Consider the following 13,100-nt stretch of genomic DNA (forward strand, 5'->3'; position numbering starts at 1 on the left):
AAAGCCTTTGAATGGCCGCAGGTAAGCCCCTGCGGCCATTCGGCTTCCCGGGAAGTGATCTTCGTACGGTCCGCCCGCCCGGCGAAGTCGGGGATACTGGGTTAATCATGCCTACGCCCGACCAGCCTGCCGCCGCTCAGAGCGCCCAGAACCCCGAGGCCGCCCAGGCCCCCGCCGCCGACGTGTTCCCCGAGCCCACCCGTCCCCAGCCGGGTGAGCTGAACTTCGCAGCCCCGCGCCGCAAGAAGCCGCCCCGCCACCTGGCCGACCTGACCTTGGCGGAGCGCCGTGAGGTCGTCGAACAACTCGGCGAGAAGTCGTTCCGCGCCTCCCAGCTGTCGCAGAACTACTTCGGCCGCCTGGCGGCGGACCCCGAGGACTGGACGGGTATCCCCTGGACCAGCCGGGACGTCCTGTACAACGGGCTGTTCCCGAAGCTGCTGACGCCGGTCAAGGAGATGTTCGCGGACGGCGGGCACACCCGTAAGACACTGTGGCGTCTGTTCGACGGCGCGATGGTCGAGTCCGTGCTCATGCGCTACCCGGATCGCGCCACTGTCTGTGTGTCGTCGCAGGCCGGCTGCGGCATGAACTGCCCGTTCTGCGCTACCGGCCAGGCCGGTCTGACCCGCAACATGTCGACCGCGGAGATCGTCGAGCAGGTCGTCTCCGGCGCCCGCACGATGCTCAGCGGCGATGTCCCCGGCGGCCCCGGGAAGGTCACCAACGTGGTCTACATGGGCATGGGCGAGCCCATGGCCAACTACAAGGCGGTCATCGGCTCGATCCGTCGGCTCGTCGACCCCTCCCCGCAGGGCATGGGACTGTCCGCGCGGCAGATCACCGTCTCCACGGTCGGCCTGGTCCCCGCGATGGTCAAACTCGCCGAGGAAGGCCTCGCCTGCCGCCTGGCGCTGTCGCTGCACGCCCCGGACGACGAACTGCGTGACACCCTCGTGCCGGTCAACACCCGGTGGGACATCCGCGAGGTCCTGGACGCAGCCTGGTACTACTCGGGCAAGACCGGCCGCCGCATCTCCATCGAGTACGCCCTGATCAAGGACATCAACGACCAGGCCTGGCGGGCCGACCTCCTGGGCCGTCGACTGCGGAACCACAACGCGCACGTCAACCTGATCCCGCTCAACCCCACCCCCGGTTCTAAGTGGACCGCCTCCACCCAGGAACGGCAGGACGATTTCGTCCGCCTCCTGGAGCGGCACGGGGTGCCGGTGACCGTCCGAGACACCCGCGGCCGCGACATCGACGGTGCCTGCGGCCAACTGGCCGCCACCCAGAACTGAGCCGGGTCCGCTTATCACGCCCCTACCGGGGTGTGGGTAACAATTTCATCAACCACCGCTGAGGAAGGGGACGCCCCGGCGGTGGGACGCGACACAGGCGTGGCCCGGACTTCTGAGCGGCAGTCCGGGCTACGCCTGTTTCCCGGACTTTGCGCACCTGCTCTGTGCCTGCTCTGCGCTCGCCGTATTCCTGCCGTGTGCCCGTCGTGTACCCGGCTACCGGGTCAGCAGGGCCAGCGCGCCCTCCACCCCGTCCACCAGATGGATCGCCGAGGCCATCGGCCGTTCCCCGGCCAGTGAGGTCAGCAGCGGCCACACCGGAAGTTCCTTGGTCCAGTGGGATTCACCGACCAGGATCATCGGTACGGGAATCCCCTGCGCGTAGTACTGCGGTGTGGCGTGCTGGAAGATCTCCTGCACCGTGCCGGCCGCCCCGGGTAGGTACACCACCGCAGTGTCCGACCGGGCCAGCAAGCCGTCCTCACGGGTGGCGTTGGCGAAGTACTTGGCGATGTGTGACGCGAAGGCGTTCGGCGGCTCATGCCCGTAGAACCAGGTCGGTACCCCCAGCGACTCACCGCCCGCCACGTCGGGATACGCACTCCGGGCCAGTTCCTGCACCGCGAACGCGGCGCGGGCCCAGTCAGTGATCGACGGGGTGAACGACGGGGCCGCCGCGAGCAGCGGCAGGGCCTCGTCCAGCAGAGGATCCGGGTACGGGGCGAGGAACGCTCCGAGGTTGGCCGCCTCCATGGCCCCTGGCCCCCCTCCGGTGGCCACGGTCAGCCCTGCACGGGTCAGGGAACGGGCCATCCTGGCGGCGTCCGCGTACCGGGGCGTGCCCCGCCCCACGGCATGCCCGCCCATCACCCCGACGACCCGGCGACCGACGAGGAACTCGTCGCACGCGTCGGACACTGAATCGTCGTGGATGCTCCGCAGCATGCTGTGGAACACATCGCCGTCGTGCGCGGTCGCTCCGTACCAGGCGTACGCCAGGGCGTCCGGCGTCGTTTCGTAGCCGCTGCCGCTGCCGCTGCCGCTGCCGCTGCCGCTGCCGCTGCCGCTGCCGCTGGCGTCGTCGTCCAGGCCTGCGTACAGCTCGCCAGGGGTGTACAGCAGCCCGCGGTAGGGATCCACCGGGACATCGGCCACCGGCGGGAAGACGAGGGCTCCGGCGGCCCGTACGTGCTGCTCCGCCGCGGCGGCCATCCGGCAACCGAGGAAGACCGCGCCGGACGTACTGAGCCGGATGAGTTCATCAGTGCGTTGCCGCAGGTCGACCGATTGGAAGCGCCAGCCGTTCAAGTTACTGACGCCAGTGGCCAGACAATCGTCGAATTCGGTCAGGGTCTCGATCTCGATACCGGGTCGCATGCTCACACTTCCGAGACTCTACGAGCGGTCAGGCGGCGCGGCTCACCAATCGGCGGAGAAGGTGCCCTAATCCTGCAGGTCGGCTTCGGTGGCTGTGTTTCCTGTGTCTCCCGCGTTTCCTGCGGTTCCTGCTCTCCCGGCCTTGCCTGCCTTGCCTGTGCTGCCCGCGTTGCTTCGTCGTTTGCCGGAGACCGGGGCGGCCGTGCGCGCGGCCGCCCAGACAGCGAAAGGAAGGGTGAGACCGACCAACAGGCCGGCTGTGATGCCACCTGCCCGGACGATGCCAGGAGAGACGAGGCGCCCAGCGGTTCCGGCGTGAGCGGCACCTCCGCTGCCTGCTGTGGCCCGGCTGCTCGCTGCGAGTTCAGTGTTCTTTGTGATCCCAGAGCTCGCAGTGGCGGCGACCCAGACCGGCAGGACGGCGCAGCCGAGGGCGACCAGGGGCAGTAGGGCCGTACTGAGGACCGCGCGCCGTGCGGTGGCGGGCGGGGCACCGAGCAGGTGCAGCGTGTATGTGTCCGGCTTACGGCGCCGGGCCTGGTCGACGGTCCCTGCGGCCAGTCCGGCACAGGCACAGACCATGCCGACCGCCACACAGGCGAGGAACGGGCCGTCCAGGCTTCCGGAACGGGCGCTGCCGGACGGCAACGACGGCGCGAGGAGGAGGGCCGCGGCCGAGGACGCCGCCAGACCGAGCGGCACCGCGAGCGGGCCTGCGTCCTGTTGCGTCCTCCGCCCCGCGCACAGCAGCACGGGGCGCCGGGAACGGGACGACAGGAGGTCTCCGAGACGGCAGGCCGCCCATGGCGCGGCAAGCCCGGAGCCCACTACGGTCAACGCGGCCCCCGCCAGGGGCAGCGGCCCTGAGTCTGCCGTCAGCCGGGCCGACACACCGACTGCGAGCAGAGCGGGCCCCCAGGGACGGCGCAGGGCAGCGGTCCTGGGGCGTACGGCGTTGTTGCGGGCACCGACCGCCGCGCCGAAGCCCGCAGCGCCCACCACGCCGACGACGACGGCGGCAAGCCCGTACAGCGGGAGCCCCGCATCGACGGACAGCAAGCGGCGCACGGTACCGCCGGGCACTGAACCGGCGGGCGGATCCGACCACTTGAACAGGCTGCGCGCGACCAGGTGGGTCTGGAGGCCGGCTACGGTGCCGATGAACGTGGCCATTCCAGCCTCAACGGCCGCCAGCGCCCGGACCGCGGCCGGGCCGGTCCCGGCGGACAGTAGGGCCGCGGTATGCCCGGGGCGGGTGCGTCGGGCCAGTCGTACGCCCACTGCGGCGAGGTAGCCGACCGCGGTCAAGAGGACCACGGCCGCGCTGATGGAACGCAGTGTGGACCCGGCCCAGGCGAGCACACACAGCAGGAGGACGGTGACGACCGCTCCGAGCAGGGAGGTCGCCATGAGCCGACAGCGGTCGACCCAACCTGCGCCCTGCCACACCCCGAGGATCAGGCCGATCATGGCCCGGCCTGTCGCGTGGGTCGGGGGCTGCCCTCACTGCCGCGCCGACCGGCCGGCGGGGGCACTGGAGCTGCCGGCGCCTGCGTGTTCTGTGGGGTCCGCAGGTCTTGTGTGGCCTTTGTGTACTGCCCGGCCTTTACGGTCTGCGCGCTTGTCCGCGCTGCTCCCGGCCGGGGTGGCGTTCCCGGTTTGGGCGGGGACGGCTTCTGAGGCTCCATGCCGACCGGCGCGGGGCGGCCGTCACGCATCGGGAAGCGGCGGTCCGCGTATACGGCTGTGCGCTCATCGCTGGTTGCGAGGACCAAGGTCATCCCGTGCGACCGGACCGCTGAGACCGTGATCCGCATCAGATGCTCCAGATCGGCGGTACCAAGACCGCGGCCGGGGTCGTCGGCGAACACGATGTCCGGGTGGATCAGCAGGGCGCGGGCGACCGCCACCCGTCGCAGGACCGCAGGGGGAAGCCCCTCCGGCCTGGAATCGGCCTGGTCGATCACGTCCAGCCGCTCGAGCCAGTGCTGGGCAGCGTGGAAGGCGTCGGCCCGGCGGACACCGGCCATCAGCAGGGGTAGGGCCGTGTTCTCTGCCAGGGTCAGTTCCGGCAGCAACCGCGCCCGGTCGTCCACCCAGCCGAACCGGGCACGGCGCAGTTCGGACCGCTGACGAACGGTCAGAGTGTGGAGCGGGCGGCTGTTGAACCAGATCTCTCCGGAGTCTGGTACCCGTACGCCCGCCAGACAGGTCAGCAACGCGGACTTACCCGAGCCGCTCGGCCCGGTCACAGCGAGGATCTCGTTTTCCTTCACACCGATCGAAAGCTTGTGGAGAACGCTCGCCCCGTTGCCGGTGATGGTCAGTTCGCGGGCCCGCAGGATGTCGTTGTCCGGGGGAGCGGCTCCGCCGGCATCTGGTGCGGGGCGGTCCCCGGTCCGGGCGGAGACGCGGTTGCGGGGCGGGGAAGTCCAGGACGACGGAGCCATGGCGCACACCCTTCGAAGACTGCGGTAGGCGACCTTCCACGTCCAACGAGAGGGCGGGGGTTCGGTTACCCCTACACGCCCCGCAACGGCTGGACGGGCCGGATTCGGCCGGTTGGAGGTATCGGGCCCACCGAAATCAACAGTTCGGGGGAGCGGAGGAGGTGCACGTCGCCGGGCTGAGCGGGCAGAAGGCTGGTGTGGATGTACTACATGGAGACCTGGTGACGCTTCGTCCACTGGTCGCATCGGATCTGCCCGCCCTGCGTGAGGCTCTGGTCACCCCTGAGGTGGCGGCCTGGTGGGGCGACTGGAATCCGGCGACGGCACTGCGGGACGACTCGATGGTGTACCTGAGCGTGGTGGCCGGCCCCGCGCCCGAGGGGGACGTGGTCGGCATGGTGCAGTGGGAGGAGGAACGGGAACCGGACTACCGGCACGCCGGCATGGACGTGTTCCTGCACCCGAGGGTGCACGGCCGTGGCCTCGGGGCTGACGTCGTGGGGACCATGGCCCGCTGGCTGTTCGACGAACGCGGGCACCACCGGCTGGTGATCGATCCGGCACTGGAGAACGCGGCGGCGATCGCCTGCTACCGCAAGGTCGGATTCAGCCCCGTCGGGGTCATGCGCCGGTATGAGCGGGGATCCGACGGGCGGTGGCACGACGCCTTGTTGATGGACCTGCTCGCCGGGGAACTGACATCGCTCACAGGCAGGTAGATCTTCCGCTCCGTCTGCTCGATGATGGACTGGATCCAGGATCTCTCGGGAGTCATCGCGGGATTTCCCAAGAGCTTCCGGCAGATCGACCGACAGATCGACCGACAGATCGACCGGTAGATCGACCGACAGAGTCACCGACGAACGGGGTACATGTGGACATCCGCTGGCTGGACTTGCCCGACCTGCTCAACGCACGCGACATCGGCGGACTGCCGCTCGCTGCGGGCGGCTCCACCCGACCCGGTGTGCTGATGCGCTGTGAGACTCCCGACCTGTTGACCACTGAAGGGATCCGGCGGCTCTCCGCCGTCTACGGCGTGCGTCACGTCTTCGATCTGAGGTCGCGGAACGAGGGCCTGCCGCTGGAACCGTGGGAGGGCGTGGAGCGGCACCACCTGCCTCTCCTCGGGCGGACGAAGACCACACTGGCGAACCGTGCGGACGCCGCGAAGCTGGCCCACGAGGACGCCGAGGTGCAGGCACGGGGCGGCGTCGGGGACGTGGCGGCGGGCCAGATCGAAGGCCTGGACGACGCCGTCGACCTGAACAACGTCGACGAGTACGGGGCGGGACGGCTCTACCTGGCGATGGCCGAGCGCGGTCAGGACGCCTTCGTGGAGGCACTGGACATCCTGACCGGGCCTGACAGTGGCCCCGCGCTGGTCCACTGCACTGCTGGGAAGGACCGCACGGGGGTGTTGGTCGCGCTACTGCTCCAGGTCGCAGGAGTGACCCGGGAGGCGATCGTCGCCGACTACGCGGTGACCGCAATCAACATCAAGGAGATGTTCCGGAGGATCGATTCGATCCGCAACCAGCCGCGCCTGAAGCCGGGGACGCCCGCGTCCAAGGCGTTGCGCGGGGCGGCACCGGTGACCATGGAAGCGTTCCTCGACGAGCTGGCGGGCAAGTACGGGTCGGCCGCCGGTTTCCTCCGAGGGGCCGGGGCGACGGAGCAGCAACTGGACGTCTGGCGGTCGATGATCACGGCCTGAATTCCGCGGTCACGGCTTCAGTTCCGCGGTCACGGCCTGAATTCCGCAGGCTTCTCCGCTCCGTGCAGGCAGGCACGGGGCGGAGAAGGTGACCGGACGGCATTCCCCACCGTCAGGGTCCGGAGGGCAATCCCCACGGGCAGTGTCCGGCCGGAAGGCATTCCCCACCGTCAGTGCCCGGAAGGCAACTTCCCGCCCTCAATGCCCCAGGAACCGGCCGAAAGCCTTGGCGAGACGGGATTTCCGCCCCGTACGGGCCTCTTCGCTGTCAGCGGCGGTCATTACCCGCAGCCCGATGTTGATACCGAGCCAGCGCAGCGGCTCCGGCTCCCACTTCGGCGACCGGTGCCCCACCCACGGCAGGGCGGTCAGGTCCGTGTCCCGGCCGGTGACCAGGTCGGCCACGGTGCGTCCCGCGAGGTTCGCGGTACCACACCGTCGCCGACATAACCGCCGGCCCAGGCGGAGCCGCTGCCCCGGTCGTAGCCGCACGAGGCGTACCAGTCACGGGCGACGCCCAGCGGGCCGCCCCAACTGTGCGTGATCCGGGACTGGGCCACGGCGGGGAACAGTTCCCGCAGAGTCTGCGCCAGGCCGGTGAAGACTTGCAGGTCCCGGTCGTACTCCGGCTCTACCCGCGAGCCGAAGTGGTAAGGCGTGCCGCGTCCGCCGAAGGCCAGTCGGCCGTCCGCTCCGAGCAGTCGTACGTCGGCTTCGCCGAAGCCCCATTCCCGTTCCTCGGCGACCGCTGCGCGGGCCCGCCCCAACTGCACGGCCGTACGCGCCAGATCGATCGTGCAGCCCTTCGCCCAGTCGCAGTCGATGCCCTCGACGGCCACCACCTGGCCCACCTCGTCCACCGTGGCGTTCATGGCACGCTGCTGGTCGACCGCCGCTCCGCGCGAAGTGCCCCGGGCAACTTTGGCGAGCGAAGCGGGGAACAGGTTCGAGCACCAGCCGCCGTTCCGGCCGGAGGCCCCGTACCCGGCGATCTCCTTCTCCAGCACGGCGATCCGCAGCGATGGATCAGCCTGCGCCAGGTAGTAGGCCGTCCACAGGCCGGTGTAGCCCGCGCCGACGATCGCCACATCGACGTCCAGGTCACCGGACGCGGGCGGGCGCGGGGTGATGTCCTCGCCGAGACTGTCGAACCACAGGGACAGGTTGCGGTACGGGTCCACCGGAGTCCTCCGAGAAGGTCAGGTTTTTTGGTCTGGAGCCGGATACGACGGAAGGCCCCGTGCCGACCGGCACGGGGCCTTCCATGGTGCGTCAGAGCTTGGTCCACGCCTCGGTCAGCACAGTGCGCAGGATCTGCTCGATGTCGTCGAACAGCGCCTGGTCGGCGATCAGCGGCGGGGACAGCTGGATGACCGGGTCCCCACGGTCGTCAGCGCGGCAGTACAGGCCGTTGTCGTAGAGCGCCTTCGAGAGGAAGCCGCGCAGCAGGCGCTCGGACTCGTCCTCGTCGAAGGTCTCCTTGGTGGCCTTGTCCTTGACGAGCTCGATGCCGTAGAAGTACCCGTTGCCGCGGACGTCGCCGACGATCGGCAGGTCGTGCAGCTTCTCCAGGGTCTTGAGGAACGCGCCCTCGTTGTCCAGGACGTTCTGGTTCAGGCCGCCCTGGTCGAGGAGGTCGAGGTTGGCCAGCGCCACCGCGGCCGACACGGGGTGCCCGCCGAAGGTGTAGCCGTGCATGAAGACGTTGTCGCCCTCGTAGAACGGCGCGGCGATCCGGTCGGACACGATCATCGCGCCGATCGGGGAGTAGCCCGAGGTCATGCCCTTGGCACAGGTGATGATGTCCGGCACGTAGCCGAACTTGTCACAGGCGAACATCGTGCCGAGCCGGCCGAACGCACAGATGACCTCGTCGGACACCAGAAGCACGTCGTACTGGTCGCAGATCTCACGGACCCGCTTGAAGTACCCGGGCGGCGGCGGGAAGCAGCCGCCCGCGTTCTGTACGGGTTCCAGGAAGACAGCCGCGACGGTGTCGGCGCCCTCGTTGAGGATCGCCACCTCGATCTCGTCGGCGGCCCAGCGGCCGAACGCCTCAGGAGACTTGTCCTCGAGGAAGGTCGGCATCCGGTACTGGTTGGTGTTCGGCACGCGGAAGGTCGACGGCACGAGCGGCTCGTACGGGGCCTTGTAGCCGGGCAGACCGGTGATCGACAGGGCACCGGCCGTGGTGCCGTGGTACGCCACCGCGCGGGAGATCACCTTGTGCTTGGTGGGCTTGCCCTTGAGCTTGTAGTAGTGCTTGGCGAGCTTCCACGCCGACTCCACGGCCTCACCGCCGCCGGTGGTGAAGAAGACCTTGTTCAGGTCGCCCGGGGCGTAGTTCGCCAGACGCTCGGCCAGCTCGACGGCCTTGGGATGCGCGTAGCTCCAGATCGGGAAGTACGCCAGCTCGGACGCCTGCTTGGCGGCCACCTGGGCCAGGTCCGTGCGGCCGTGCCCGGCCTGGACCACGAACAGGCCGGCCAGACCGTCGATGTACTTGCGGCCCTCCGAGTCCCAGATGTAAGCGCCCTCGCCCCGCACGATGGTCGGGACCGGAGCGTTCTCGTACGACGACATGCGGGTGAAGTGCATCCACAGGTGGTCGTAGGCGCTCTTTGAGAAGTCCTGGTTCGCGGACTGGTCTGTCATCTGGTGCCCCAGTGGTAGGTCTGTTTTTGAAGCCGCATGTACACGAAGCTTTCGGTGCTCCGGACGGCCGGAATCGCGCGGATCCGTTTGTTGATCACGTCGAGGAGGTGCTGGTCGTCCTCGGCGACGATTTCGGCCAGCAGGTCGAACGAGCCCGCGGTGACGACGACGTACGCCACCTCGTCCATCGCGGCGATCAGGTCCGCGACCGGATCGATGTCACCCTCGACCTTGATGCCGACGAGCGCCTGCCGGTGGAATCCCACCGTCAGCGGGTCGGTCACTGCGACGATCTGCATCACGCCCTGGTCCTGCAGGCGCTGGACGCGCTGGCGGACGGCCGCCTCGGACAGCCCTACGGCTTTGCCGATGGCGGCGTACGACCTGCGCCCGTCCTCCTGCAGCTGCTCGATGATCGCCTTTGAAACGGCGTCCAGCGAGTTGGCGGGGGTGTTCCTGTCACGACTGGCCACGACTGTCACTCTGCCTCACGTTGTCCCTCTTGGCAAGGGAATTCGTCGTATAATTCGCGTTAGACGATTGATTTAGTTGTCAGGAAAAGATGAATCTGCTGATCCGGTTGCTTCATGCGTGTTCTGCTCCGTGCGCGTCCCGCGGTCCTGCCGTAACGTCGCAACTGCCCCGTGCGGACCCGTGCGATGCCCCACCAGCCGCGCACGGGTCCGCCCACCTGCCACGACGACCTCCCCAGCGTGTCAAATCCCCACCAGACACGGTGACACCGTGCGCCTTGTCCGCGCCCGCCTCCGGAAGCCAAGATGCCCGGGGGCCGGACACCACGGGGCCGACTTCCGACCCCAGCCCCGTCCCCACGCGCCTGCTCGCCCGCAGGCCCCACGCGTACGTGACACGCCCCGCACGAGGAGCCACCGCATGACCCGTCGCCCCCACCGCAGCGCCACACGCCCCGCAGTCGCACCGAGCAGGCGGTTGTTCCTGCGCGGAGCAGGCGCCGCGGCAGCTCTGGGCACCCTCGGCGCGGCGACCGGCTGTGGCATCCCCTCGGCCTACGTGGCCGAGGACAAACGCACCGGCACGGACCGCTCCGACAAGAACAAGCTCGTCCGCTTCTCCAACTGGCCGCTCTACATCGACGTGGACGACAAGGATGAGACCAAGCACCCCACGCTGGCCGAGTTCACCGATCAGACCGGCATCGATGTCCGCTACAGCGAAGAGATCAACGAGAACGACGAGTTCTTCGGCAAGATCCACCCCGCCATCCAGGCGGGTAAGGAACCCGGGCGCGACCTCATCGTCATCTCCGACTGGATGTGCACCCGCTTCGTCCGCCTGGGCTGGGTGCAGAAACTGGACAAGGCCAACCTGCCCACCGTCCAGGCGAACCTGGCCCCGGCGCTGCGCAGCGCCGGCTACGACCCGCACCGCGACTTCACCGTCCCGTGGCAGAGTGGCGTCACCGGGATCGCCTACAACCGCAAGACCTTCGGGCGTGAACTGCGCTCGGTGAGTGAGCTGTGGCAGCCCGAACTCAAAGGGCGCATCACGTTGTTCTCCGGCTTCATGGAGGCCGTTTCGCTGCTCCTTCTGGGCGACGGGGTCGACCCGATGAGGTTTACCGACGCCCACGTCGAACAGGTGATCGCGCGGATGCAGAAACTCGTGGACACCAAGCACGTCCGGGGGTTCACCGGCAACGAGTACATCCAAGGCCTGTCCAGTGGGGACATCGTGGCCTGCCAGGCGTACTCCGGCGACGTCGCGCAGCTCCAGAAGGACAACCCCGACATCGCGTTCGTCGTACCCGAAGAGGGTGGCGAACTGTGGTCGGAGAACCTCATGATCCCCAACCGCGCCTCGTACAAGTCGAACGCCGAGAAGCTGATGGACTTCTACTACCAGCCGGAGATTGCCGCCGAGCTGGCCGAATCGGTCGGCTACGTCTGCCCCGTGCCGGCCGCGCAGGAGGTCATGGCGAAGTCCGAGAGCGCGGACACCCGTGAAGCGGCGGAGAACCCGCTGATCTTTCCGGACGCGAGGATGCTCGCCCGGCTGCACGGGATGCGCGACACGACCGAGGCCGAGGGCAAGAAGTGGGAAAAGCAGTGGGGGAACGTGATCGGGCTGTAGGCCCGGTCCGCTGACCAGACTGGACGGGATTGAACGGGACAGGGCAGGACTGAACGGGGACGGACCGGCCCCGGAACCGGCTTCAGGAATCAGCCCGGTGCTCCGTGCGCCCAGGCCCGGGGCCCGGTTCCGGCCCGGTCTCAGCCCCGGAACCGGTCCTGGTCCTGGTCCCGGGAAACAGCCACGCGCCCCGTGCCTCCAGGCCAGGGGCGGCTTCCGGGCGGCACGGCGCAGCGGGCACCCGGCTCCTGGGTAGGCTCACCACCCATGACCGGCACCCTTCCTGACACCCCGTACGGCAACGCTCCCGAGCCTGACCTGTGGGACGTCGCGGTGGTCGGCGCCGGACCGGCCGGAGCCTCCGCCGCACTGGCCGCCGCCCGCGCGGGGCGCAGCGTCGTCCTAGTGGAGAAGGCGGCGCTGCCCCGCTACAAGACGTGCGGCGGCGGCATCATCGGCCCGGCCGCAGGGGCGTTGCCCCCAGGCTTCGAACTGCCCGTACAGGACACAGTCCGGGCGGTCGTGTTCACATACAACAGTCGGCTGCGCCGGGTGCGTACATCGCCGCGTCCCCTGTTCCAGGTGGTCAACAGGGCGGAGTTCGACGCCGCGCTGACCGCCGCAGCCGTCGCGGCGGGCGCGGTGCTCCGTGCGGAGACCACCGTGCAGAAGATCGCGGAAGATGCGGACGGGGTGACGCTCACCCTCGGCGACGGCGGGACGCTCCGGGCCCGGTCCCTGGTCGGCGCGGACGGCAGTGCCAGCCGGGCCGCGGCGCACGTCGGCGTCCGCATCGGCCAGGTCGACCTCGGCCTTGAGTCGGAGATCCCCGTCCCGGCGGAGATCGCCGCGCAGTGGCGGAGCCGGGTGCTGATCGACTGGGGCCCCCTGCCGGGCTCGTACGGCTGGGTCTTCCCGAAGGGTGACACCCTCACGGTCGGCGTCATCCACGCACGGGGCGACGGGGCACGGACCAAGGAATACCTGCGGGACTTCATCGCCAGGCTGGGCCTGGCGGGGTTCGAACCCGCGGTCTCCTCGGGGCACCTGACACGCTGCCGGGAGGACGGATCACCGCTGGCCCGGGGTCGTGTCCTGGTTGCCGGGGACGCTGCGGGACTGCTTGAACCGTGGACCAGGGAGGGCATCTCGTACGCTCTGCGCTCGGGGCGCGCGGCCGGGGAGGCCGCAGCGCTCATGGCGGCCGGTGCGGGGCCCCAGGACGTGGAAGCGGCAGCTGAGGACTACCGCCGCGAGGTCGAGGACACCCTCGGCCGGGAGATGCGTGCCGGGCGGAAGCTCCTGGACGCCTTCGAGAAGCACCCCCTGGCCTTCCACGGGGCCATCTCCGTACTGCCCAAGGCCTGGCACGCGTTCGAGCGGTTCGTCCGGGGCGACCTGGACTTCGCCGGGGCGGTGGAGCGCAGGGGTGCCCGGAAGGTGCTTGAGCTCGCCGGACACTGAGCCCGGTGGAGAGGGAAGGCC

12 protein-coding genes are annotated in these 13,100 nt (G+C 69.3%); 5 read left to right on the forward strand and 7 right to left on the reverse strand.

The annotated features are described in order from the left end of the window. Window positions 1-107 precede the first annotated feature (107 nt). Window positions 108-1,304, forward strand: a complete 1,197-nt coding sequence (gene rlmN, locus AC0Z36_RS22535) for a dual-specificity RNA methyltransferase RlmN (RefSeq protein ID WP_485464818.1) — start codon at window positions 108-110, stop codon at window positions 1,302-1,304. 216 nt (window positions 1,305-1,520) lie between these two features. Here the strand turns inward: rlmN and AC0Z36_RS22540 are convergent, their stop codons facing one another. The 3 genes from AC0Z36_RS22540 to AC0Z36_RS22550 form a co-directional block, all read right to left on the reverse strand. Beyond that, on the reverse strand, window positions 1,521-2,681 hold the full coding sequence (locus AC0Z36_RS22540) for an LOG family protein (RefSeq protein ID WP_485464842.1): 1,161 nt from the start codon (window positions 2,679-2,681) through the stop codon (window positions 1,521-1,523). 66 nt (window positions 2,682-2,747) lie between these two features. After that, window positions 2,748-4,151 carry a hypothetical protein gene (locus AC0Z36_RS22545; protein WP_485464819.1) on the reverse strand — a complete coding sequence of 468 codons (1,404 nt, stop codon included), beginning with the start codon at window positions 4,149-4,151 and terminating at the stop codon, window positions 2,748-2,750. Further along, a complete protein-coding gene (locus tag AC0Z36_RS22550) occupies window positions 4,148-5,131 on the reverse strand; it encodes an ABC transporter ATP-binding protein (protein ID WP_485464820.1) in 984 nt (327 codons plus the stop codon). The genes AC0Z36_RS22545 and AC0Z36_RS22550 overlap by 4 nt, the downstream gene beginning before the upstream one ends. 197 nt (window positions 5,132-5,328) lie before the next feature. Here AC0Z36_RS22550 and AC0Z36_RS22555 point away from each other — a divergent pair, with 197 nt between their 5' ends. Then, window positions 5,329-5,850, forward strand: a complete 522-nt coding sequence (locus AC0Z36_RS22555) for a GNAT family N-acetyltransferase (RefSeq protein ID WP_485464821.1) — start codon at window positions 5,329-5,331, stop codon at window positions 5,848-5,850. 155 nt (window positions 5,851-6,005) lie between these two features. Continuing rightward, window positions 6,006-6,848 (forward strand): tyrosine-protein phosphatase, encoded by an 843-nt coding sequence (locus AC0Z36_RS22560; protein ID WP_485464822.1) that lies wholly within the window; start codon window positions 6,006-6,008, stop codon window positions 6,846-6,848. Window positions 6,849-7,046: 198 nt separating this feature from the next. On the opposite strand, the gene AC0Z36_RS22565 is transcribed toward AC0Z36_RS22560, so the two are convergent. The 4 genes from AC0Z36_RS22565 to AC0Z36_RS22580 form a co-directional block, all read right to left on the reverse strand. Further along, complete coding sequence (locus AC0Z36_RS22565; RefSeq protein ID WP_485464823.1) at window positions 7,047-7,253, reverse strand: hypothetical protein; 207 nt, start codon at window positions 7,251-7,253, stop codon at window positions 7,047-7,049. Beyond that, window positions 7,217-8,029: an NAD(P)/FAD-dependent oxidoreductase gene (locus AC0Z36_RS22570; protein WP_485464824.1), complete on the reverse strand. Its 813-nt coding sequence runs from the start codon at window positions 8,027-8,029 to the stop codon at window positions 7,217-7,219. Before AC0Z36_RS22570 ends, AC0Z36_RS22565 begins: the two co-directional genes overlap by 37 nt. A gap of 91 nt (window positions 8,030-8,120) precedes the next feature. Continuing rightward, window positions 8,121-9,503, reverse strand: a complete 1,383-nt coding sequence (locus tag AC0Z36_RS22575; protein ID WP_485464825.1) for an aspartate aminotransferase family protein — start codon at window positions 9,501-9,503, stop codon at window positions 8,121-8,123. Continuing rightward, a complete protein-coding gene (locus AC0Z36_RS22580; RefSeq protein WP_485464826.1) occupies window positions 9,500-9,976 on the reverse strand; it encodes an Lrp/AsnC family transcriptional regulator in 477 nt (158 codons plus the stop codon). Before AC0Z36_RS22580 ends, AC0Z36_RS22575 begins: the two co-directional genes overlap by 4 nt. A 421-nt stretch (window positions 9,977-10,397) precedes the next feature. On the opposite strand from AC0Z36_RS22580, the gene AC0Z36_RS22585 reads away from it, so the two are divergent. Then, window positions 10,398-11,615, forward strand: coding sequence for a polyamine ABC transporter substrate-binding protein (locus tag AC0Z36_RS22585; RefSeq protein ID WP_485464827.1), 1,218 nt, complete (start codon window positions 10,398-10,400; stop codon window positions 11,613-11,615). A gap of 267 nt (window positions 11,616-11,882) precedes the next feature. Further along, entirely contained in the window at window positions 11,883-13,079 is a 1,197-nt protein-coding gene (locus tag AC0Z36_RS22590) for a geranylgeranyl reductase family protein (protein WP_485464828.1), read from the forward strand. The last annotated feature ends 21 nt before the right edge of the window (window positions 13,080-13,100 follow it).

This window comes from Kitasatospora sp. UYEF31 (genome assembly GCF_057291755.1).